A 20,469-nucleotide genomic window follows, 5' to 3' on the forward strand; every position below is an offset into this window, starting at 1 on the left:
CGCTGCATTATTATAAAAATGTCCATATCCGACAAATTCATCAACTCGCAGCAAGGTGCCGAAACGGCTTAATAGGGAATCCGGTGGGAATCCGGAGCTGTCCCCGCAACTGTCAATGCGGACGAAATGAAATCGCCACTGTACGGACAGATGGCTTGCGCTGTTTTCCGTACGGGAAGGCTTCAGAGTAGGATGAAGCATGAGCCAGTAGACCTGCCTTGCTTGCCGCAGTTTCCGAATCTTCGGGGGGTGAGACGCGGAAACAGTCGTACAGGGCATTGTTGTGCCCATTGGCGGTCTGTTTCGCGCTCATTCCCAGATTTAGGCGGAATGGGCGTTTTTTATTGTACATACATCACTGAAGGGGGAATGACGGATGAAACGTTGGACATGGCCGGCGGTGGTGGCGGTGTTCTTCCTTTTGGCCGCCGTGCTCGTCGGCTGCGGCGGGGCGAATGGCAGCACCGAGCCTGCGAAAAAAGAAGAACCGAAAACGGAACAAACGGCGTTTCCGGTGACGGTGAAAGACGGGCTTGGGGAAGAGGTGACGATCAAAGCAGAACCGCAAAAAATCGTCTCGCTCATTCCAAGCAATACGGAAATCGCCTACGCGTTGGGACTTGGCGAGAAAATCGTCGGCGTCAGCGATTTTGACAATTATCCAGAGGATGTGAAAACGAAAACGAAAATCGGCGGCATGGAATTTAACGTCGAGAAAATTATTTCTCTGAAGCCGGATCTTGTTCTCGCTCACGCATCAAGCGCCCATAACTCGAAGGACGGCCTGCAGCAATTGAAAGACGCCGGCATCACCGTGCTCGTTGTCCATAACGCCGCGTCGTTTAACGATGTGTATGCGTCGATTGAACTCATCGGCAAGGCGACCGGAACGGCGGACAAAGCGGAGCAAGTCATCAATGACATGAAGGCGAAACTGGCGGAGGTGAAGGAAAAAGCCAAACAAATTCCGGCTGACAAGCAGGCGAATGTCTGGATTGAAGTGTCGCCGCCGCCGCAACTGTATACGACCGGCAAAGGAACGTTTATGGACGAGATGCTAAAGGTAATTTCTGCTAAAAATGTTGCCGGCAGCTTAGAAGGCTGGCCGATGGTGACCGAGGAACAAGCGGTCGCATACAAGCCGGATGTCATCATCACGACATACGGCGGGGCGAAACAAGTGCTTGAGCGCGCCGCTTGGAAGGACGTGCTGGCCGTGAAAAACAAGCGGGTGTATGATGTCAACACCGACCTAGTGAGCCGGCCGGGTCCGCGTCTTGTCGAAGGGGTCGAGGAACTTGCCAAAGCCATTTACCCGGATGTGTTTAAGTAAAACGTGGATATATATCGTGGCCGCTGCTGCGGCTGTCTTTTCACTGCTCGTGGGGATATCGACCGGGTCGCTGTCGATTCCCTTTTCTTCTATTATCGGCATTCTCGCCGCCGAATGGTTCGGGATGCCGCTTCCAGCCGGCATTCCGGCGGATTGGGTGCCGATTGTGATGGCGATTCGCCTGCCGCGCGTGGTGCTTGCCTTTTTGGTCGGGGCTTCCTTGGCGCTGGCCGGAGCGGCGTTTCAAGGATTGTTGAAAAACGCGCTCGCCGACCCGTATACGCTCGGCGTCTCGTCCGGCGCGTCCGTCGGGGCGGTGCTCGTTATTTTTCTCGGCTGGCAATGGCCGCTGCTCGGCACGTTTACGCTGCCGATCGTGAGCGTTTTATGCGGCATGGCGACACTTGCCGCTGTCTTGACGTTCACCCGCATGGTTGAACGACGAATGTCGGTCGAGACGATCATTTTAGCCGGCATTATTTTCGGCGCCTTTTTCAGCGCCTTCATTTCGCTCATGATCGCCTTGACGGGCGAGGAGCTGCGGCAAATCATCTCCTGGCTGATGGGGAGCGTGGCGATGCGCGGATGGAAGTATAGCGGGCTATTGTTGCCGTTTTTTCTCGTTGGTGCGGCAACGCTTATCGCCAACGGCCGCGAACTGAACGCGTTCGCGTTCGGCGAGGCGGCGGCGCTTCACGTCGGCGTCGATGTGACACGCCGCAAAATCATCATTTTAACGGCGGCCGCGCTGCTCACCGGCGCGGCAGTGTCGGTGTCGGGAACGATCGGCTTTGTCGGGCTTGTCGTTCCACACATGGTCCGGCTTGTGTGCGGGCCGAACTATCGGGTGCTTTTGCCGCTGTCGCTCTTGTACGGCGGAGCGTTTCTTGTGCTTGCCGATGTGGCGGCACGGACGATCATTGAGCCGCGCGAGCTGCCGATCGGCGTCATTACATCGCTCATCGGCGCCCCGCTGTTTGCCGCCCTATTTTTCCGAAAAACGAAACGAAAGATGGGATGACCATGCTCGACGTGCGTGCCGTATCGCATCGGTACGGACAGAAACAAGTGCTTGACGGCGTGACGTTTTCCGTTGAAAAAGGGGAGCTGTTCGGCATTTTGGGGCCGAACGGGAGCGGGAAGACGACACTGCTCAAATTGATCAGCAAAGAGCTTCCGCTTGCAAGCGGCGAGATTGCCATAAGCGGTCGGCCGCTTTCCGAGCTGTCGGCCAAGCAATGGGCGCGGTTGGCCGCCGTTTTGCCGCAAACGGCGGAAACGGCGCACGGCTATATGGTGAGAGAAACGGTGGCGCTCGGCCGCTACGCCCATCAGCATGGCTTGTTTCCGACGTGGACGGCAGAGGATGAAACCGCCGTTCAAGAGGCGCTTGCCGCTGTCGGTTTGGCCGGCAAAATCGATGTGCCGCTCGAGCGGTTAAGCGGCGGCGAGCGGCAGCGGGCTTATTTGGCTCGGGCGCTTGCCCAAGAGCCGCAGCTGCTCTTGTTGGATGAGCCGACCAACCATATGGATATAAGCGGGCAAGTTCGTCTTCTTGACCAGCTCGCCCAAGCCGCGCGCGCACGCGGCTTGACGGTGGTCGCTGTCTTTCACGACATGAGCGTTGCCAGCCTGTATTGCGATCGAGTGCTCGTTTTAAAAGAAGGAAAAACAGCCGCGCTCGGCGCGCCGGCGGACGTCATGACGCCGGAGCTGCTGAATGACGTGTTTGCCGCCCCGGTCGTGCGCCAAGCACACCCGGCGGCAGCGAAGCCGATGTTTTCGTTTGTGCCGCAACATCAACGCGAGAAAGCGCCGTCCATCGGCGGGATGCGCCCGTCTTTTCTCGATGACGCTGTCGTTCTCGCCGCTCGCACCCCCCTGCGCGTGTTATCCTCAGCGCTTGTCGGTGGCGGGTTTCAATGGGCGACCCATTTCGTCAACCGCCATGTCGGCTTGGACTACGATTGCCGCGATGCGGAAGGAGACATGCGGCGTTATTTGGAACAGCACGGATTTCCCGTTGCCCGGACGATCGGCATGATGACCGCCGTCGATGTGCGCGATGCCGTCTGGCGTCAGAAAGATGGGGAAGCGTTTTCGGTTGCGGTCATGGTGACGGCCGGCGTCGGCAATGCGGTTGACGCCGCCCGGGCGTGGCAGCATCAGCCGATTGTGGCGAAGCCGGGGACGATCAATATGGTCGTCGTCATCGACGGGACGCTGACTGAGGCGGCGTTCGTTCAGGCGGTGATGACAGCGACGGAGGCGAAGACGAAAGCGCTGGCCGACCGCTCGGTGTACGACCCGGAAACGGGAACGGCCGCCACCGGAACGTCGACTGATTCGCTCGCAGTGGCGGCGACGCAAACCGGACGGACGTTCGCTTATGCCGGGACGGCGACCGAGCTTGGCCGCGCGCTCGGCCGGCTTGTGTATGAGGCGACGGCCGAGGCGCTCGACCGCTATGAGTGGCGGAGGGGAAAACGATGACCCATCTGGCGGCGTTGACGTTGGCATTGTTTCTTGATGCGCTGTTTGGCGACCCGCGCTGGCTGCCGCATCCGGTGCGCGGGATGGGAGCGCTCATCGCCTATTTTGATCGGCGTTGGAATCAAGGAGGCGGCCGCCGGGCTAAAGGAGTGGCGGCCGTGGCCGCCGTGCTGGCTGTCGTCTATGGATTGTCTGCGCTCATCGTTCATATCGGCTACGCCTTATCAGTATACATTGGCGCAGCGGTCGAAGCAGTGCTGATTTTTACAGCCATTGCGACAAAAAGCCTTGCTGAGGCGGCTGAGGATGTGCGCCGGCCGCTTGAAGCGGGCGATCTTCCGGAGGCGCGCCGCGCGCTGTCGATGATCGTTGGCCGCGATACCGAACGGCTCGATGAAGCCGGCATCACCCGCGCCTGCGTGGAGACGGTGGCGGAAAACACGAGCGACGGCATTACCGCCCCGCTCTTTTACGCAGCCATTGGCGGCGCCCCGCTCGCCTTATTGTATCGGGCGGTGAACACGTGCGATTCGATGATCGGCTACAAAAACGAGAAGTATCGCGAATTTGGCTGGGCGGCCGCCCGGCTCGACGATGTGCTGAACTATATTCCGGCGCGGCTGACGGCACTCGTAATGGTTTTTGCCTACGGCGGCCGCCGCCTCCGCCGCTCTTTGGCCGTGTTATTTCGCGACGCCCGGCGCCATCCGAGCCCCAACAGCGGCTGGCTTGAGGCTGCGATGGCTGGATTGCTCGGTGTTCAGCTGGGCGGGACAAACACATACGGCGGCATCGTCTCCGAGCGGCCGACGCTCGGAGACCCGGACGTCTCGCTTCGCTCTGTTCATATTCGCCGAGCGGTCGGCATCATGGCCGGGACGGTGCTCGCTTTTACGCTGCTGCTATGGATCGGGGGGATGATCATTGCATTGGCCGGCGCATGGGGCGAATCCACACGCGCTTTATAAGCGGTGCGGACTTACGCCTCCAGCTGAGTACATTGATTTCAGCGTCAATACGAACCCGTACCGGCTGCCGCCTTCCGCCTGGCCGAACAGCAAAGAGTGGATCCGCTGGGCTAGTGAGTATCCTGACTTAGAAGCGGAAGCGCTCGTGGCGCTGATCGCCAGGCAGGAAGGGATTGAGCGTGGGCAAGTGCTCATGACGAATGGAGCGGCTGAGGCGATTTATTTGTTGGCGGCCTTGTTTGCCGGCCGGCGGGTCGGCGTGTTGGAGCCGACGTTTTCTGAGTATCGGCGCGCCTGCCTCGCCTACGGTTGCGAGGTAGCGGCGTTTATGGCCGCGGAAGAACGCGGCTTCTCCTATGATATGGAAGAGGCGGCAGCGTGGGCGGCGGGGCGGGACATCGTGTTTTTATGCCATCCGAACAATCCGACCGGGACGGCGGTGCCGGAGCATGCACTTCGGTCGTTTATTGATGCGGCCGGCCAAGCCGGTACGTATATCGTTGTCGATGAAGCGTTTTATCCGTTTTGGTGCGGCGGGTTTACCGCCGTGCGCTGGCTGGACCGCCACCCGCGTCTCATTGTGCTCCGATCATTGACGAAAATCCATCATTTAGCAGGGGTGCGCCTCGGCTATGTCGTTGCCAATGAGGAGATCGTTGCCGCGTTAAAAACGCGGCAACCGCCATGGAGCGCAAGCCAAGTCGCCCAGCAGCTGGCAATCCGCTTTTTGCAAATGGAGCCGTTTGTAGAGTGGACAAAAGAGCGGCTGGCTGCCGAGCGGGAGCGGGTGTTTCGTATGCTTCCTGCCGGACGGTATGACGTCTCGCCGTCGGTCGTCAACTTTTACTTGCTTCGTCCGCGGTCAGGGCGGACGGAGGCGCTGCTCTTCCATTTATTAAAGAAAGGGATTGTACCCCGGCATACGATGAATTTCCCAGGGCTTGACGGCCGCTACGTGCGGCTGGCGGTCAAAACACAGACCGAAAACGACCGGCTTCTCGAAGCCTTGATGGGGTGGGATGGATGATCGTGTTTGTGAGCGGTGCGGTGCGCAGCGGCAAAAGCGAAGCGGCGGAAGCGTGCGCTAGGTGTCTCGCCCACGGCGGCCGGCTCCATTATCTCGCTACTGCACGGGCGGCGGATGCAGAAATGGCGGCGCGCATCCGCCGCCATCAAGAGCGGCGCACTGCCAGCGGAACGCATTGGACGGTGTGGGAAGCGCCGGCACGCCTCGGCCGACTTGCCCGGTCGCTTCATCCTTCCGACGTTGCGCTCATCGATTGCTTAACCGTGTGGCTGGCGAACGAGCTGTTTAGCGGCGACAGCTGGCGAACGGAGGAGACGTCATTCGCCATCGCCCGCCGGCTGCTCGATGACGTGCGGCGCTTAGCGGATGCCTGCCGAGCCGTTGTCATCGTTTCAAACGAGCTGTTTTCCGGCGGCGTACCGGCTGATCCTGGCACGTTTCACTATATGAAAACGCTCGGGTGGCTTCATCAACAGCTGGTCGCGGAAGCGGCAGCCGCCGCAGTCGTTGAATGCGGCCTCGTTCGGGTGAGAAAAGGGCGGTGGCCGCAATGAAGCAGATGTGGAACGGTTGGCTGTTGGCGCTGCAGCTGTTTACCGTCATTCCGATTCGGCGCTCTATTGAATGGAATGCCCTTCATGTCCGTTGGCTTGTGCGCTTCATGCCGCTTGCGGGGGCGGCGATCGGGGCGCTGGCTGCGGGAGCATATGCTTTATGTTTTCTATTTTCGTTCGGCTCGCCGGCTTTTCTGGCGCTTCTCATTCTTTGGCTTGGCATTTGGATGGCCGGCGGGCTGCACGCCGACGGTTGGATGGATGTGAGCGACGCCTTTTTCTCGTATCGCGACGCCAAACGGCGGCAGGAGATTATGTCCGATTCGCGCGTCGGCGCCTTTGCCGTCTTGTCGCTCGTCTGTTTATTGTCGTTTCGTTGGCTGTTTTTGTATGAGGCGATTGCGGCGGGGATTCCGCCGATGTTGTTTGTTGCCGTGCCGCTGTTGTCGCGGACAGGGGCCGCCTGGTTGCTTTGCGTCGGCAAGCTGGTGAAACCGACAGGAATGGCGGCATCGGTGCGCGAATATAGTTCATGGCGCGATGCCGTCTGGTCGCTTGTGCTCGCATTCTTCTCCCTTTCGCTTCTTTCGTCGATCGGGGGCGTCCCCGTATGGATCAGTGCTGCGCTCGTTATGGCAATGGCGCTTTTGGCGCTAGCGACCAGGCCATGGGCGGAAAAACAGTTCGGCGGCGTCACCGGTGATGTGCTCGGAGCGCTCATTGAAGGAGGGGAGACGCTGTTATGGGGCGTCGTTTGGCTATTACACTCATCCGTCATGGGATGACAGAGTTGAACCGCCAACGGGCGTATATCGGCTGGACGGATGCGCCGCTGGCTGCCGCTGAGCGCGTTCGGCTCCGCCACCTAAAGCCAAAGCTGCCTATGGCGGTTGACCGGGTTGTTTCAAGCGATCTTTGCCGCTGCCAGGAGACGGCGGTTTTGTTGTTCGGCGGCCGCCCGGCGGACTGGTGGACAAGCGGGTGGCGCGAGCTGTCGTTTGGCGTTTGGGAAGGAAAAACGTTTGCCGAATTGGCTGAAGAACCGGCGTACCGCCAATGGCTTGAGGCGCCGTTTTCCATAGCGCCGCCCGGCGGGGAAAGCTATGCCGGTTTTCAGGCGCGCATCACACAGGCGCTCGCGGAGACGATCGCTTTGGCTGAGCGAAGCGGCGCCCGCCATATCGCCGTCATCACCCACGGCGGCCCAATTCGCTTCATGCTCGAGCAATATGCGCCGGTTTCGCGTCCGTTTTGGGAATGGGATGTGCCGTTTGCCGGCGGGTATACGCTCGATTCCACGCTCGAGCGCTGGAAAGGGGGAGAGCGATGCATTTCGTTGTCGGCGGTGCGTTTCAAGGAAAACGAAAATGGGTGCGGGAACGGTACGGAATAAGCGATGGTGTTCATATGGTATGGCATGACGGCTATCAAGAGCCATACGGGCTGCCGGACGGCATCAAGACGGCGAAAACAGTCGTCTTTGATGGGCTCGAAGCCGCCATTCGCCGCTTCCCGGATGCCGAAGAATGGGAGCGATTTTTCTGCGCTTGGAAGCAATGGGAAGACGAAGTGGCCGGCCGCACGGTTGTCTGGGTCGGGACAGACGTAACGCAAGGCGTCGTTCCGACCGCTCGAGAGGATCGGCGTTGGCGCGACGCGGTCGGGATATGCTATCAGCGGCTGGCCGCCATATGCTGCCGCGTCGACCGAATTTGGTGCGGGCTGGCAGAACGATTAAAATAAGGGGGAGAGGACGCATGAAGCTGTACACGCGAACGGGAGATCAAGGAAAAACGAGTTTAGTCGGCGGGCGCGTCGATAAAGATCATTTGCGCGTCGAGGCGTACGGAACGATTGATGAGGCGAATTCGTTCATCGGCTGGGCGCTTGCCTTATTGGTGGATGATGCGCGTTTTCACGATCTTTGCGGTGAGCTGCAAAAAATCCAGCACGAGCTGTTTGACTGCGGCGGGGATTTGGCCATCGTCAACGGCAAGCTGCCGTATAAAGCGACCGAGGAGATGGTCGCGTTTTTAGAACAGCGCATTGACGCGTACGTGCAAGAGGCGCCGCCGCTGCAGAAGTTCATTTTGCCGGGCGGTTCAAAGGCGGCGGCTGCGCTTCATATGGCGCGCACGGTGACAAGGCGGGCGGAACGGTGCATCGTTTCCTTGCAAAAAGCGGAACCGATCAATGATGTTGTGCTCAAATATATGAACCGCTTGTCGGATTATTTGTTCGCCGCCGCCCGGGTCGTGAATGCACGCTTAGGAGTGGGCGACGTCGAGTATGAGCGGAGCGCCATTGTGTTCCGCGACAAGGAGGAAGGGCAATGAACCGCCGCTTTGCCTGGCTGGCTGTTTGCCTGGCCCTTTCTGTCATCGGATCGTTCATCAAGCTGCCGACGTTTGTCGGCAGCATCGCTTTAGACAGCGCGCCGGCGCTTGTTGCCGCCGCTGTTCTCGGCCCGCGCGCCGGAGCAACAGTCGCCGGGCTTGGCCACTTCGTTTCCGCCTACGTCGGCGGCTGGCCGCTCGGCCCGTTCCATTGGATTGTCGCTTGTGAAATGGCGGGGCTTAGCGCCTTGTTTGCCGCACTGTATGGGCGGGGCTGGCGCTTCAGCGGAGCCGCTGCCTTTTTTGTCGGCAATGTGTTCTTGGCGCCGCTGCCGCTTGTCATTTCGTTCGGCTGGCCGTTCGTTGTGGCAATCATTCCGCCGCTGTCGGCGGCTGCGGCCGTCAATGTGTTGATCGCCATGACGGTGATGCCGTCTGTCGTCCGCTTGGCGGCGAAAGCGGGGGTGAGGGCGCCGCATGCGTGATGTGCTCTTTCTCCCGTTTGACGATGGCGTTGAACTAGCGATCGCCGCCGACGGTTCAGCGGCGGTCGGGGAAAAACCGGGCGACGCTGTTTTTGCTCCGGCCGAGACAACGGCCTATTTTGCCGCCCGCGTCGCCTTGATGGAGTTAGCGGGGGTTGGGGCGGAAGCGAAGGCGGTTGTGCTGCAAAACTTTATCGCCGATGAATATTGGGAAGTGCTTTGCCGCGGCATCAAGCGGGCGGGCGACGAGCTGGGGCTTAATCTTCCGATTACGGGCAGCAGTGAATCGAATTTTGCCACCGTGCAGTCAGCGCTTGGGGTGACGGCGATCGGAACGGTGGCGAGCGGACAAAAGAGAATCGGCATCACGCCGGAGGCGGCCCAGTTTGCCGTGGTCGGCCGCCCGCTCGTCGGCCCAGCCGTGTTGGCGCACCCGGAATGGATTGCGCCGCTTTCACTCGTTGCCGAGCTTCTGGCCTCCCCGTATGTTTACGAGTTGATTCCTATCGGCTCAAAAGGTATTTATTATGAATGGACGCAGCTGTTGGCCGCCAACGGTCGCCGGTGGCGCGCCTGCGCATGCCCGCTGCCGCTTTTTGCTTCCGGCGGTCCGGCGACCTCTTTGCTTATCAGTTATGATCCAGCCGGGGAGCAAGTATTAAGAAGGATGGCTGGCCGTCTCTTTTTTCCGCTGTTTGCCGAGCCGTAACCGCCTGTTGTTTTTGGCTAAAAAAACAGTTTCCTTTTCGCTTTTTACCCGTTATCATGAAGATAATGGGATTTTTTTGGCTGCGGTCCGCGGAAAGAATAGGGGGAGAGGGACGATGGACCCCGTCTTTGAACAGTTGTATGAAAAGTATCACGACGATTTGTTTAATTTTTTGTTTTACATGGTGCGGAATCGAGAGCATGCCGAAGATTTAGTCCAAGAAGTATACGTGAAAGTGCTGCGTTCGTATAAGCGGTTTAAAGGGCAATGCAGCGAAAAAACGTGGCTGCTGTCCATTGCGCGCCATGTGGCGATCGATTTTTTCCGCCGGCAAAAGCATCGGCGCAAATGGGCCGGTCCGCCGGAATGGAGCGAGGAGTCGATCGGCGCCGATGAACCGATGCCGGAGGAGGTCGCCATTCAAAAGGAGGAAATTCAGCTCATGTATCGCTGTTTGGCGCGCTGTACGGTCGATCAGCAGCTTGTGCTCGTCCTTCGGTTCATCCAGTCGCTGTCGATCGCGGAAACGGCGGCGGCGCTCGGCTGGACGGAGAGCAAAGTGAAAACGACGCAACACCGTGCGTTAAAGGCGCTGAAGCAATATATGGAGGAAGAGGCAAAACGGGAGGGGTGGCAACATGAAAAAGCTCAACTGGAATGAGCGGTGCATCCAGCACGGCCTTGAACAGCTGCCCGTCGTCAAAGACCGCCGCGCGAAAGAGGATGTTTACGAGCGGCTAGAGCGCGCGCGGCGGGCGGCGCGTTGGAAGCGGCGCTGGCTTCCGGCGGTCGCGTCGGCAGTGGTGCTTGCTGCAGCTGCGGTTGCCGGCCCCCGCCTAATCACTCCGGAACGGGCGGACAAACAGGAAGCCACTTTATCTGCCGCAAAGATGCCGCGGGAAAAGGACGCTTCATTCCGCTCCGAAGCAAGCCCAGAAGTGATGATGGCGGCTGATGTGGCGCCGCCCGTGGCGAATGAAGCAGCCGCCGCAGCGGTCATCGCCTTGCCTGACCCGAAAATCGGCATGGTGGTGCCGGTGACCGTCCCGCTTTTCGGCCGTTTTGCCCCGAAAGAACAGGTGGCGGCCGCGCTCGATGAGCTTGACCGCTCTCCGCTGTGGGGCTCAGCCCAATGGCTTGACGGCGTAACGATGGCGCCGGAAGCGGGCGACGGGCGCGTCTGGACGGTGCACGTTCCGGCCCGTCATCGCATATTTGCCGCCAACCGTGAGGAGCAGCGGCTGTTTTTAGTGGCGGTGGTGGAAACCGTGCGGCAAATGGGCGGGCGGTATATCCGCTTTTTCACCGGAGCGGAAGAAGGCCTTGAGCTGTCGGCGTCCGGGCAGCTGAAAACGACAAAAGTAAATCGGCAAAAACGAATTTATTATATGAACCGCCTCTCTTCGTTCGGCCATGCGGTGCTGGTTTCGGCCCCGAGCGACGCCCGCTCGTTTCCCGAGGCGGTGGAGCGGATGAAAAAGCCGGGCGGCCGCGGATTTGAGCCGGCCATTCCGCCGGAAGTGGAGATCGACCGAGTCGACGTCAACGGGCGCCATGCCGCCGTCTCGCTTCGCTTTTCCGCCTTGGTGGACATAGCGGATGAGACGCGCATGGCAGAAGCGATTTTGTTGACGGCAAAAGAGTTCGGCTTGCGAGAGGTGACGTTGGCGGCCAATGGCCGCTCGGCCATCGGCCCGTATCCGCTTGGGGAGCGGATCAAGGTGCCGGCCGGTCCGAACGCGGAACTGTTGACAGCAGGCAGGCGATAGCGGCCGGTGCCGCCTCCTGGCTACTTTCCGACGATGTCATTTTGTTACAGTTTTGTTAATGTCGTCGCAGTGTTGTTCTATCGATGATCGTTTTGACATAAGACATATATGGCACGAAGAAGGGAAGGAGGGATGAGAATGGATGATGTCATGAGACGGATTTTAGCGGTCGCCGGTGTGGCGGTATGCGTCGGGCTGTTGTTTCTTGTCGGCGCTAACGGATGATTGGATGAATATTCGCAAAACGGTTGTCCTCTTTCGCGGTGATGCGTTATAATGAGAAAAACATCAGGAGAGGAGAACGGCAGATGTTGACCGACTACCATAACCATCTCGAGCGGGGGACGCTGACGCTTGGTTATTTGCGCCAATTTACGGATGAGGCGGCGAAAAAAGGGATTGAGCATTTTGGCATTTCTGAACACGCCTATCATTTTTACCAAACGAAGAACATTTTGTCCAACCCGTGGGTGGAAGCGCGCCGCTGCTACGATATGGACGATTACGTCCGGCTGTTCCACGAAGCGTGGGATGCCGGCATCGATGTGAAAATGTCGATCGAAATGGACTATACGCCAGGCAAGCATGAGGAGATGGCGGCGTTCATCCGCGCGTACGATTTTGACTATGTCATCGGCTCCATTCATTGGGTTGACGATTTCGGCATCGACTTAGTCGAATATCGCCGCGAGTGGGAGCGACGTGATTTGTACGATACATACCGCAAATATTTTGATCAAGTCGTGACGCTTGCCGAATCGGACTTATTTGACATTATCGGCCACCTCGATTTGGTGAAAATTTTTAAATATGTTCCAGAAGATGAAGAGTTTTTGCTTGAACAATACGACCGGGCGACAACGGCGCTCGCCAATTCGAAAACGTGCGTCGAAATCAGCACGGCCGGACTGCGCAAGCCGGTCGGCGAGCTGTACCCGGACCCGCGCCTGCTGAAAATGTGCTATGAAAAGGGCATTCCGATCGTCTTTTCCTCCGACGCGCACGTGCCGGAACATGTCGGCGCCGACTTTGACAAGGCGATCGAACTCGCCCGCAGCGTCGGCTACACCGAGCTGATGACGTTCTCGAAAGGAGAACGGAAAGCGGTGCCGCTCGGTTGAACGGAATGAGATAACGAACGAAAACCATGCAGGTTTCCGATCGGCGAAGCCTGCATAGTTTTTAGGGCCAAGCGGACTAAACCGCGGCCTGCCTATGCAAGGGAGGCACCCATTTTTCACCGGTTAATGCTGCGAACGAACAAAAAACGCAGGCTTCCGATTTTGAAGCCTGCGTTTTTTATGACTACGCCTCAAGCCGTTTGACGGTCTCAATATCATCAATTTGCGCCAGTGCGTTTAACACCGCATCATCCACCGGTTTGTCAAGCGAGAGGATCATCATCGCTTTCCCCCCCGCCTCCTGCCGCCCGACTTGCATCGTGGCGATGTTGACATCGTGCGCCCCCAACACGTTCCCGACTTTGCCGATCATTCCCGGCCGGTCTTGGTGCTGAATGTACAACAGATGTCCTTCCGGGGCGAAGTCGATGGCGACGCCGTTGAAGTGGACGATGCGGTCGCCGTAGTTCGGCACGTGCGTTCCTTTGATCGTGAACGTTTTGTTCTCGCCATGGACAGTGAGGGAAATGCAGTTTGCATATCCGTGCGTTTCATCGGAAAATTTTTCCCCGTACGTAATGCCGCGTTCTTTAGCGACCATGGCGGCGTTCACCTCGTTGACCGTAGAGGCGACGCGCGGCCGCAGGAAGCCGGCGAGCAAGCTGCGCGTAATGTACGTCGTTTCCAAATCAGCGACCGTGCCGGCATAGGTGACGGACAGCTCTTGCACCGGGATGTTCATAAACTGCGACGCGATCAAGCCAAGCTTCCGGCCTAAATGATAGAATGATTGAATTTTTTCATAGACGTCTTTTGACAAGGCCGGCAAGTTGATCGACGACGTGACCGGCTGCCCTTCGAAAAAGTGGAGCAACTCTTCAGCGACTTGAGTGGCGACGTTCAATTGCGCCTCAACCGTCGATGCCCCTAAGTGCGGCGTCGTGATGACATTGTCAAACGCCAAAAGTGGGTGATCGCCCGGCGGTTCTTGTTCAAAGACGTCAAGGGCAACGCCAGCGACATGGCCGCTTTCTAAAAATGGGATGAGCGCCTGTTCGTCGATGATGCCGCCGCGGGCACAGTTGACTAAATAGACCCCTTTTTTCGTTTTCGCCAAGTTTTCCGTGCCAAGGAGCCCCCGCGTTTCTTTTGTCAGCGGCGTATGGACGGTGATGATGTCGGCGGAAGCCAGCACTTCATCGAGCGAATGGATGGAGACGCCGAGTTTTTCGGCCCGCTCTTTCGTTAAAAACGGGTCATACACGTGCACGGTCATGCCAAACGCGCGCGCCCGTTTGGCGACTTCCGATCCGATGCGGCCGAAGCCGATCACGCCGAGTTTTTTGCCGAACAGCTCGTTGCCGACAAACGCTGAGCGGTTCCATTCCCGCGATTTGACGGAAATGTGCGCCTGCGGAATGCGGCGGACAAGCGCTGCCATCATCGCGAATGTATGTTCAGCAGCGGAAATCGTATTGCCGTTTGGCGCATTAATAACGACGATCCCGCGTTTTGTCGCCGCGTCGACATCAATGTTGTCAACGCCGACACCGGCGCGGCCGACAATTTTCAACTTCGTCATTTTCTCCAATAATTCTTCTGTCACTTTCGTCGCGCTGCGTACGAGCAAGGCGTCAAACGTGTGTAATTCGTCTTCAACTTCGCCAACCTTTTTTTGCACGATGTCAATGTTTGCTGATGTGCGCAGCGGCGTCAAGCCTTCTTCACTAATGGCGTCGGAAACGAGTACGCGAAACACAGTCGGTGCCCCTTTCTTTTTCGAAGATGTTAAATTTCTGATAATTTAACATACTAAAACGGTTTCTGTCAATGGGATCTGAAGAAGTTATACAAATGAAAACGTTTTTTTATAAAGGAATGTTCGGATTTAGAAAAAGAAAAACGCCCATATCAAAAGATATGAGCGAGATAGTTCGGAAATAAACGGGGATTCGCCGTCTCCGTCCTGTTTGGCGTCTAGTGCGGATTACTCACTTTTTTTCTCATTGTAGCGGGCGATGCACTCGTCGATCAGCTTCGCGGCGGCTTCCGGCCCTTCCCATGTGCCGATTTCCGTCCGTTTGCCTTGCAAATCTTTATAGCGTTCAAAGAAGTGGGCGATTTCTTTCAGTTTATGCTGCGGCAAGTCTTCGATTGAGCGAACTTCATCAAAACGAGGATCTTCAACCGGTACGCCGATGAGTTTCGCATCCTCTTCGCCGCTGTCGATCATGTTTAAAAAGCCGATGACGCGCGTATCAATGACGCAGCCCGGGAACGTTGGGTTCGTCGTAATGACTAAAATGTCGAGCGGGTCGCCATCAAGCGCCAGTGTGTTTTGCAAGTAGCCGTATTCCGCCGGGTAAAACATCGGCGAGTACAAGACGCGGTCGAGCTTGAAAATGCCCCGCTCTTTGTCGAACTCGTATTTGTTTTGGCTGCCGGTCGGAATTTCGATAAACGCTTCGACAATTTTATTTTCGAATGCCATAACCCGTTCCTCCTTTTTTGCTCGTTATGTATGCACGAAAACTTGTCCGCCGGTCGGCGGCGGACAAGACAATCTTATTTTAGCATGTTCGCCCAAGATGCGCTACTTATGGAATGGCATTTTTCGCGCCGTTGCTAAAAAACCCTCTTGCCAATCGGCAAGAGGGGGGATTTCAGTCGAATTTATTCGGATCGCCGTCAAACGGCTCATCAGCGACTTTGATCGACTCAGTCGGACAGCCTTCAAACGCGTCCATCATATCGTCAATTAAAATATCCGGCACTTCGACGATTCCTTGGTTGTCATCAAGGGTGACGTAGGCGATGCCGTCTTCGTCGTAGTCGTAAATGTCCGGAGCTGCTGCGCCGCATGCGCCGCAGGCAATACATGTTTCTTTATCGACGATCGTATACTTTGGCATAAAGATCTAACCTCCCCAAGTTTATTGGAAACGGACGGGCCATCTCCGTGTTGCCTGCTCGGAAATGAACTTTCACTTTTATAATAAGACCGTTCGTCCCGCATTTCAATAAAAAAATTGCTCCCCTGTATTTTTACACATATGCATGTCGTTTATTTTCGTTACCTAAAAGACCGATGATTTCAGAGGAGAGACTGCTCTCACACAGTTTTTTTCAAATTGAGAAATCTTGCGGCGACGCAACTTTATTCCTTTCCATTTCTCGCAAATCGAGCAAATCCGCTGTTTTTCACCATCCCTCTAGGTAGGGGAACGATGATTTCGCAGCCGATATGGGGCAAAGGAGGTGTTTTTTCAAATAAGAGCCCTCACTACGTTTAAGAACTGATGGAGAAAGAAACCGGCCAGTGTTCGCCAGCCGTTTCGATGCCAAATTGCCTATTTTTCATGCCGACCAACTGGGCGATTTTTGTTACAATAGAGGCGAGGGAGGAACAAGTGATGCGGCATGGTTATGCCTCGTTTTTGCTTGCCCACTGCTTGCGCCGCTTCAACGGCGAACGGACGCTGGCAGCGGTATACCATTTATTTTCTGGGAAAAAGTCGGCGCAAACGTTGCAAGACAGCAAATGGTTTCGGCTCGAGCCGTTTTTTGGCACGTGGAAAGATGTGACGGTGGCCGAGCTTGACACGGCTGCACAGGTGCTCGCCGAACAGCGGTTGGCCGCGCCCGGGGACAACCGAACGTACAGGTTGACAGAGGCCGGGGAGCGCTGGCTTGACGGACAGGAAATGCTGCTTCCCCGCCATTTGAACGGCTGGCGTTATCATGAGATCGATCAGCTGTTTTGGCAGCGCCTCTCTCTCGTTGGCCAAACGTTATCCAACCTCGTTTACGGGCAGCGCTTTGCACCGATTTGCCGCGATGAGCGAACGCTCCTATGGGTGAAGCAATATGTGCTCGCCAACGGCTCACGACAAGCGCTCGCTGCCGCGTTTTATAACGAGTTCATCCGGCTGCTTCGGGCTGTCTCCGAGGAGGAAGCGACGGTGTTTACATTGCGGCTCACAAGCGCTGCGCGCATCGGCTGGACGGCGGAGCAAATCGCCGCCTATTTGCAAACGGATGCGCTTTATGTGCAGTTTCAATTTCGCAACGTTCTTCATTATATGATGGCGGAGGCCGAAGCCGGACGCGCTCCGCTGATGGCGGAGATGATGGCTGGGCTCGTGCCGGTGCAGCTGACGCAATCGGCGCAAAAAACGTACGAATGGCTGAAGAAAGGAAAAACGATCGAAGAAATCGCCGCCCTTCGCCGTCTAAAGCGGAGCACGATTGAGGATCATATTGTCGAAATCGCCGCCAACGTGCCCGGCTTTTCGATCGCTCCGTTTGTGGCGGACGAGAAGGCGGCTTCGATTCAAGCGGCGGCGCGGGCGCTCGGAACGCGCAAGTTAAAGCATATTCGCGACACGCTCGGCGGCGCGGCGAGTTATTTTGAAATTCGCCTCGTGTTAGCAAAGGAAGTGGGACGTTGGATGAATTAATAAAAATCTTGCATGCGCGGTTTGGACATGCCTCATTCCGCCCAGGGCAGCGGGAAGTGGTCGAAGACGTGCTCGCCGGACGCGACGTGTTGGCGATGTTGCCGACCGGAAGCGGCAAGTCGCTTTGCTACCAGCTGCCGGTGTATTTGCTCCCCGGAAGCGTGCTTATCGTTTCGCCGCTTGTCTCGCTCATGGAAGATCAAGTCGAACAGCTGCGCCGACGCGGGGAAAAGCGGGTGATTGCTTTCCATAGCTTGCTCGATGCGGAAGAAAAATGGCAGGCGCTCGCCTCGCTGCCCGATTTTCGTTTCATTTACGCTTCGCCGGAAATGCTGCAATCGGCTAAATTTTTGGCGGCGCTCGGGCGCGCGCGCATTTCCTTATTTGTTGTTGATGAAGCGCATTGCATTTCCCAATGGGGGTATGATTTCCGCCCCGACTTTTTAAAACTCGGGGCGGTCCGGCGCGCGCTCGGTTCTCCGCCGTGCCTGGCGCTGACGGCGACGGCGCCGCCGGAGGTGCGCGATGATATCGTCCGCACGCTCGGGATGGAGCGCGCCCGCCTTCATATTTATTCTGTTGATCGCCCGAACATCGCCTTAAAGGTCGAGCATTGCTTATCGGCTGAAGAAAAAGCAGCGCGCTTAGTTGAATATGCGGGGCGGCTTGAAGGGCCGGGAATCGTTTACTTTTCAAGCCGTCAATGGGCGGAAGAAATGGCCCGCCGCCTTGAGGGAAGCGGGGCGGGGCGGGTGGCGTACTACCATGCCGGCATGGATGGGGAGCAGCGGCTGCTCGTGCAGCAGCAATTTTTATACGGCCAGCTCGATATCGTTTGCTGTACGAGCGCGTTTGGCATGGGCGTGAACAAAGAAAACGTCCGGTTCGTGCTCCATTTTCATATGCCGGCTCAGCTCGAGGCGTATGTGCAGGAAATCGGGCGCGCCGGACGCGACGGGGCGCCGAGTCTAGCCGTGCTGTTTTACGCTGATGGCGACCGGGCCATCGCCCAGGCGGTGGCCGAAGCCGAGCTTCCCGATCCGCACGAGCTGCGCGAATGGTGCCGGCGGCTGCCAGAAGACGCCGCTGCCGATCAATGGAAGGCTGCCATCGAAGCGAGCGGATTTACGGACATACAAAAACGGCTTGTGGCGTACTGTTTAGAATGGGGACAAACAGCGGCGTCCGAACGGATCACGGCTGAGGCGAAGGAGCAACTGTATGAAAGAATGGCCGCGGCCATGGAGGCGCGGCGGCGCTGGAAGCGAAAAAAGCTGCAGGAAATGGATGACTGGGTGCACACCTCTTCCTGCCGGCGTGCGGCGATCGTCCGCGCGTTCGGGGAGGAGCTGACGGACAAGCCGGATGTGTGCTGCGATGGTTGCGGGCTGCGGCTTGATGCCTATATGCGCGCCGCCCGCCATCCGGCTGCGGCGCCGATCGGCCACTGGCGCGAAGAGCTATGGCGGATGTTTTTCAGCGGGGGGCGGCAAGATGAGGCGGCAAAGTGAACAAATTCAACATATGACGGACCGCGAAGTGCTTTTTCATCTTTATTTGACGCAAGGGCTGCTGCTTGCCGTTGCCGGCGTCGCCTCGCTATTTTTGTTCGATTGGGCCGAGTGGCGTCGGCTTTGGCGGCTCGATCTGTCCGATGTGCTGTTATACGGGGTGGGCGCGGCGGCGCTCGTGTTGGCGGCTGATTTTTTGGCGATGCGCTATTTGCCGGAAGACTGGCATGATGACGGCGGGGTGAATGAAAAAATTTTCCGCGGTCGCTCCATTTTGCATCTCTTTTTTTTATGCGGGCTGATTGCCGTCACCGAAGAATGGCTGTTTCGCGGCATCGTGCAGACACATTGGGGGCTTTGGGCCGCGAGTGCGATTTTCGCCGTGCTGCACGTCCGGTATTTGGAAAAGTGGTTTTTATTCCTCATGGTCATCGTGCTTAGTTTGTTTCTAGGCGTGCTGTACGAACGGACTGGCAGCTTATGGGTGACGGTCACCGCCCATTTTTTGATCGATTTTGTGCTTGCTTTACATATTCGTCTAGGCGGAGAGACAGAGGAGGAAGGGAAGTGAAGCGATGGAAGGAGCATCGGGACGCCTGGCGCGGAAACAACGGTTGGCGTCGGGCGCCAATGCGCCGTCGTCACGCCTAAAAAGACGACGGCAAAAAGAAGAGCAAAAGCGAAAATACATCCCGGCCCGCCTGCTGGCGTTTTTGTTTTTGGCGCTGCCGGCGGCGGTACTGGCTATCCACCACGTCCGGTCGGAGTCGGGAACGGTTACAGTCGTCCGCCATGAGGAAAACAGCAGCCGCGAGACTGTGCGTATCATTCAGGTCGACGACGTCAAGGCAGCTAGTGAAACAGCGAAACGGGAGCGGCCGGCGGACCGAAAGGCGGTTGATGAAACGGACGACAAGATCATCACCCACGTTGTCGCGGCGAACGAAACGCTATACAGCATCGCCATGAAATATTACGGCACGTCAAGCGCTATGGAGCTTATCAAAAAGGAAAACGGCTTGGCAACGAGCCGGCTTGAGCCGGGGCAAACGCTGCGCATCCCGCTTCATGAAGAACGTTGAGTCCGTCTGGCCTCGCCGCCAAAAAACTGGCGGCCGGTGTTTTTCCCTTTGTTCTAACGCCGCTTAACGCGGCATATGATGGACAATAGAAAAGGACAAGGGGGAGAGCACGATGGCCTATTTTCCGAGCGAATTTTCCCTCGATGAAGTGACAAAAGAAATGTTGCTTGCGGTTATTGAAAAAAAGAAAAAATGGGAGCGGCTCGAAAAGCGGACGACCGTTTTGCAAGCCGCCTCATTTGTCGGCTTGGCGGCTTTCCTTCTTTATGTGATTGCCAACGCGGCGGTCGTGGCGACGTGGAGCGGGCGGTTTGCCTGGTTTTTTGCCGCGCCTGTCCACATTCTTATCCTGCTTCTTTTGTGCACCGTTTATTGGGCCGCTGTCTATTACAAAGGAAAAAGTGAAAAGGCGGAAGATGATTTTCACGCCCTCCGTTGCGAAATTATTCAAAAAAGCATCGATTTATGGAAAGACGAAGAGCAGTGGAACGGGCGTCACCGGCTGTTTGAGTGGCTGAAGCGGGAATACGACATTAACCTATATTATGAGCATAGCTGAATGGGTTTTCCATTCCGTAGCGTTCGCGTAAGCGGCCTGTCTATGCTTCCAGATGGACGCCT

The 20,469-nt window shown here is 57.2% G+C and carries 23 protein-coding genes and 1 riboswitch; of the genes, 20 read left to right on the forward strand and 3 right to left on the reverse strand.

Annotated features, from left to right (window positions below; genetic code table 11):
- The first annotated feature begins 36 nt into the window (after positions 1-36).
- Positions 37-235, forward strand: a riboswitch (cobalamin riboswitch).
- Positions 236-376: 141 nt separating this feature from the next.
- From GS3922_RS04725 to GS3922_RS04795, 15 genes are all read left to right on the forward strand, one after another.
- Positions 377-1,333, forward strand: coding sequence for an ABC transporter substrate-binding protein (locus tag GS3922_RS04725; protein ID WP_063165417.1), 957 nt, complete (start codon positions 377-379; stop codon positions 1,331-1,333).
- The gene (locus GS3922_RS04730; protein WP_089134980.1) at positions 1,320-2,354 is read left to right on the forward strand and encodes a FecCD family ABC transporter permease; all 1,035 of its coding nucleotides are present in this window, start codon (positions 1,320-1,322) and stop codon (positions 2,352-2,354) included. The genes GS3922_RS04725 and GS3922_RS04730 overlap by 14 nt, the downstream gene beginning before the upstream one ends.
- Positions 2,351-3,826 (forward strand): adenosylcobinamide amidohydrolase, encoded by a 1,476-nt coding sequence (locus tag GS3922_RS04735; protein ID WP_063165419.1) that lies wholly within the window; start codon positions 2,351-2,353, stop codon positions 3,824-3,826. The genes GS3922_RS04730 and GS3922_RS04735 overlap by 4 nt, the downstream gene beginning before the upstream one ends.
- Positions 3,823-4,794: an adenosylcobinamide-phosphate synthase CbiB gene (gene cbiB / locus GS3922_RS04740; protein WP_063165420.1), complete on the forward strand. Its 972-nt coding sequence runs from the start codon at positions 3,823-3,825 to the stop codon at positions 4,792-4,794. The genes GS3922_RS04735 and cbiB overlap by 4 nt, the downstream gene beginning before the upstream one ends.
- A complete protein-coding gene (cobD, locus tag GS3922_RS04745) occupies positions 4,751-5,821 on the forward strand; it encodes a threonine-phosphate decarboxylase CobD (protein WP_063165421.1) in 1,071 nt (356 codons plus the stop codon). The genes cbiB and cobD overlap by 44 nt, the downstream gene beginning before the upstream one ends.
- Positions 5,818-6,375 (forward strand): bifunctional adenosylcobinamide kinase/adenosylcobinamide-phosphate guanylyltransferase, encoded by a 558-nt coding sequence (locus GS3922_RS04750; RefSeq protein WP_063165422.1) that lies wholly within the window; start codon positions 5,818-5,820, stop codon positions 6,373-6,375. Before cobD ends, GS3922_RS04750 begins: the two co-directional genes overlap by 4 nt.
- Positions 6,372-7,160, forward strand: a complete 789-nt coding sequence (locus tag GS3922_RS04755) for an adenosylcobinamide-GDP ribazoletransferase (RefSeq protein WP_063165423.1) — start codon at positions 6,372-6,374, stop codon at positions 7,158-7,160. The genes GS3922_RS04750 and GS3922_RS04755 overlap by 4 nt, the downstream gene beginning before the upstream one ends.
- Positions 7,118-7,768: a histidine phosphatase family protein gene (locus tag GS3922_RS04760; RefSeq protein WP_063165424.1), complete on the forward strand. Its 651-nt coding sequence runs from the start codon at positions 7,118-7,120 to the stop codon at positions 7,766-7,768. Before GS3922_RS04755 ends, GS3922_RS04760 begins: the two co-directional genes overlap by 43 nt.
- Positions 7,702-8,118, forward strand: a complete 417-nt coding sequence (locus GS3922_RS04765) for a bifunctional adenosylcobinamide kinase/adenosylcobinamide-phosphate guanylyltransferase (protein ID WP_063165425.1) — start codon at positions 7,702-7,704, stop codon at positions 8,116-8,118. Before GS3922_RS04760 ends, GS3922_RS04765 begins: the two co-directional genes overlap by 67 nt.
- Positions 8,119-8,132: 14 nt before the next feature.
- The gene (locus GS3922_RS04770; protein ID WP_063165426.1) at positions 8,133-8,711 is read left to right on the forward strand and encodes a cob(I)yrinic acid a,c-diamide adenosyltransferase; all 579 of its coding nucleotides are present in this window, start codon (positions 8,133-8,135) and stop codon (positions 8,709-8,711) included.
- A complete protein-coding gene (locus GS3922_RS04775) occupies positions 8,708-9,196 on the forward strand; it encodes an ECF transporter S component (RefSeq protein WP_063165427.1) in 489 nt (162 codons plus the stop codon). Before GS3922_RS04770 ends, GS3922_RS04775 begins: the two co-directional genes overlap by 4 nt.
- The gene (locus tag GS3922_RS04780; protein ID WP_063165428.1) at positions 9,189-9,905 is read left to right on the forward strand and encodes a hypothetical protein; all 717 of its coding nucleotides are present in this window, start codon (positions 9,189-9,191) and stop codon (positions 9,903-9,905) included. The genes GS3922_RS04775 and GS3922_RS04780 overlap by 8 nt, the downstream gene beginning before the upstream one ends.
- Positions 9,906-10,020: 115 nt before the next feature.
- Positions 10,021-10,566: an RNA polymerase sigma factor SigX gene (gene sigX, locus GS3922_RS04785; protein ID WP_063165429.1), complete on the forward strand. Its 546-nt coding sequence runs from the start codon at positions 10,021-10,023 to the stop codon at positions 10,564-10,566.
- Positions 10,544-11,674 (forward strand): GerMN domain-containing protein, encoded by a 1,131-nt coding sequence (locus GS3922_RS04790; protein ID WP_063165430.1) that lies wholly within the window; start codon positions 10,544-10,546, stop codon positions 11,672-11,674. Before sigX ends, GS3922_RS04790 begins: the two co-directional genes overlap by 23 nt.
- Before the next feature lie 308 nt (positions 11,675-11,982).
- A complete protein-coding gene (locus GS3922_RS04795; RefSeq protein WP_063165431.1) occupies positions 11,983-12,795 on the forward strand; it encodes a histidinol-phosphatase in 813 nt (270 codons plus the stop codon).
- A 184-nt stretch (positions 12,796-12,979) separates the two neighbouring features.
- On the opposite strand, the gene serA is transcribed toward GS3922_RS04795, so the two are convergent.
- From serA to GS3922_RS04810, 3 genes are all read right to left on the reverse strand, one after another.
- A complete protein-coding gene (gene serA / locus GS3922_RS04800) occupies positions 12,980-14,554 on the reverse strand; it encodes a phosphoglycerate dehydrogenase (protein ID WP_063165432.1) in 1,575 nt (524 codons plus the stop codon).
- 228 nt (positions 14,555-14,782) lie between these two features.
- The gene (locus tag GS3922_RS04805) at positions 14,783-15,286 is read right to left on the reverse strand and encodes an inorganic diphosphatase (RefSeq protein WP_063165433.1); all 504 of its coding nucleotides are present in this window, start codon (positions 15,284-15,286) and stop codon (positions 14,783-14,785) included.
- Positions 15,287-15,458: 172 nt separating this feature from the next.
- A complete protein-coding gene (locus GS3922_RS04810; protein WP_008879661.1) occupies positions 15,459-15,707 on the reverse strand; it encodes a ferredoxin in 249 nt (82 codons plus the stop codon).
- A gap of 501 nt (positions 15,708-16,208) precedes the next feature.
- Between GS3922_RS04810 and GS3922_RS04815 the strand changes: the two genes are divergently transcribed.
- The 5 genes from GS3922_RS04815 to GS3922_RS04835 all read left to right on the forward strand — a co-directional run bounded on the left by GS3922_RS04815 (position 16,209) and on the right by GS3922_RS04835 (position 20,407).
- The gene (locus GS3922_RS04815) at positions 16,209-17,255 is read left to right on the forward strand and encodes a YpbB family protein (RefSeq protein WP_063165434.1); all 1,047 of its coding nucleotides are present in this window, start codon (positions 16,209-16,211) and stop codon (positions 17,253-17,255) included.
- Positions 17,243-18,766: a RecQ family ATP-dependent DNA helicase gene (locus tag GS3922_RS04820; protein ID WP_063165435.1), complete on the forward strand. Its 1,524-nt coding sequence runs from the start codon at positions 17,243-17,245 to the stop codon at positions 18,764-18,766. The genes GS3922_RS04815 and GS3922_RS04820 overlap by 13 nt, the downstream gene beginning before the upstream one ends.
- Entirely contained in the window at positions 18,750-19,337 is a 588-nt protein-coding gene (locus GS3922_RS04825; RefSeq protein WP_063165436.1) for a CPBP family intramembrane glutamic endopeptidase, read from the forward strand. Before GS3922_RS04820 ends, GS3922_RS04825 begins: the two co-directional genes overlap by 17 nt.
- A gap of 4 nt (positions 19,338-19,341) precedes the next feature.
- Positions 19,342-19,848, forward strand: a complete 507-nt coding sequence (locus tag GS3922_RS04830) for a LysM peptidoglycan-binding domain-containing protein (protein ID WP_063165437.1) — start codon at positions 19,342-19,344, stop codon at positions 19,846-19,848.
- Between the two features lie 112 nt (positions 19,849-19,960).
- Positions 19,961-20,407 carry a YpbF family protein gene (locus tag GS3922_RS04835; RefSeq protein WP_063165438.1) on the forward strand — a complete coding sequence of 149 codons (447 nt, stop codon included), beginning with the start codon at positions 19,961-19,963 and terminating at the stop codon, positions 20,405-20,407.
- Positions 20,408-20,469: the final 62 nt, after the last annotated feature.

Source organism: Geobacillus subterraneus, from assembly GCF_001618685.1.
In the GTDB taxonomy this organism is placed as follows: Bacteria; Bacillota; Bacilli; order Bacillales; family Anoxybacillaceae; genus Geobacillus; species Geobacillus subterraneus.

Excerpts from the sequence above, each read along its gene's own strand:
- GS3922_RS04775 (WP_063165427.1), top strand. The coding sequence starts at position 8,708 with ATGAACCGCCGCTTTGCCTGGCTGGCTGTTTGCCTGGCCCTTTCTGTC.
- GS3922_RS04730 (WP_089134980.1), top strand. The coding sequence starts at position 1,320 with ATGTGTTTAAGTAAAACGTGGATATATATCGTGGCCGCTGCTGCGGCT.
- GS3922_RS04735 (WP_063165419.1), top strand. The coding sequence starts at position 2,351 with ATGACCATGCTCGACGTGCGTGCCGTATCGCATCGGTACGGACAGAAA.
- sigX (WP_063165429.1), top strand. The coding sequence starts at position 10,021 with ATGGACCCCGTCTTTGAACAGTTGTATGAAAAGTATCACGACGATTTG.
- GS3922_RS04755 (WP_063165423.1), top strand. The coding sequence starts at position 6,372 with ATGAAGCAGATGTGGAACGGTTGGCTGTTGGCGCTGCAGCTGTTTACC.
- GS3922_RS04790 (WP_063165430.1), top strand. The coding sequence starts at position 10,544 with ATGAAAAAGCTCAACTGGAATGAGCGGTGCATCCAGCACGGCCTTGAA.
- GS3922_RS04835 (WP_063165438.1), top strand. The coding sequence starts at position 19,961 with ATGGCCTATTTTCCGAGCGAATTTTCCCTCGATGAAGTGACAAAAGAA.
- GS3922_RS04750 (WP_063165422.1), top strand. The coding sequence starts at position 5,818 with ATGATCGTGTTTGTGAGCGGTGCGGTGCGCAGCGGCAAAAGCGAAGCG.
- GS3922_RS04725 (WP_063165417.1), top strand. The coding sequence starts at position 377 with ATGAAACGTTGGACATGGCCGGCGGTGGTGGCGGTGTTCTTCCTTTTG.
- GS3922_RS04780 (WP_063165428.1), top strand. The coding sequence starts at position 9,189 with ATGCGTGATGTGCTCTTTCTCCCGTTTGACGATGGCGTTGAACTAGCG.
- GS3922_RS04825 (WP_063165436.1), top strand. The coding sequence starts at position 18,750 with ATGAGGCGGCAAAGTGAACAAATTCAACATATGACGGACCGCGAAGTG.
- GS3922_RS04810 (WP_008879661.1), bottom strand. The coding sequence starts at position 15,707 with ATGCCAAAGTATACGATCGTCGATAAAGAAACATGTATTGCCTGCGGC.
- GS3922_RS04815 (WP_063165434.1), top strand. The coding sequence starts at position 16,209 with ATGCGGCATGGTTATGCCTCGTTTTTGCTTGCCCACTGCTTGCGCCGC.
- GS3922_RS04795 (WP_063165431.1), top strand. The coding sequence starts at position 11,983 with ATGTTGACCGACTACCATAACCATCTCGAGCGGGGGACGCTGACGCTT.
- cbiB (WP_063165420.1), top strand. The coding sequence starts at position 3,823 with ATGACCCATCTGGCGGCGTTGACGTTGGCATTGTTTCTTGATGCGCTG.
- GS3922_RS04760 (WP_063165424.1), top strand. The coding sequence starts at position 7,118 with ATGGGGCGTCGTTTGGCTATTACACTCATCCGTCATGGGATGACAGAG.
- GS3922_RS04770 (WP_063165426.1), top strand. The coding sequence starts at position 8,133 with ATGAAGCTGTACACGCGAACGGGAGATCAAGGAAAAACGAGTTTAGTC.
- GS3922_RS04830 (WP_063165437.1), top strand. The coding sequence starts at position 19,342 with ATGGAAGGAGCATCGGGACGCCTGGCGCGGAAACAACGGTTGGCGTCG.
- GS3922_RS04805 (WP_063165433.1), bottom strand. The coding sequence starts at position 15,286 with ATGGCATTCGAAAATAAAATTGTCGAAGCGTTTATCGAAATTCCGACC.
- GS3922_RS04765 (WP_063165425.1), top strand. The coding sequence starts at position 7,702 with ATGCATTTCGTTGTCGGCGGTGCGTTTCAAGGAAAACGAAAATGGGTG.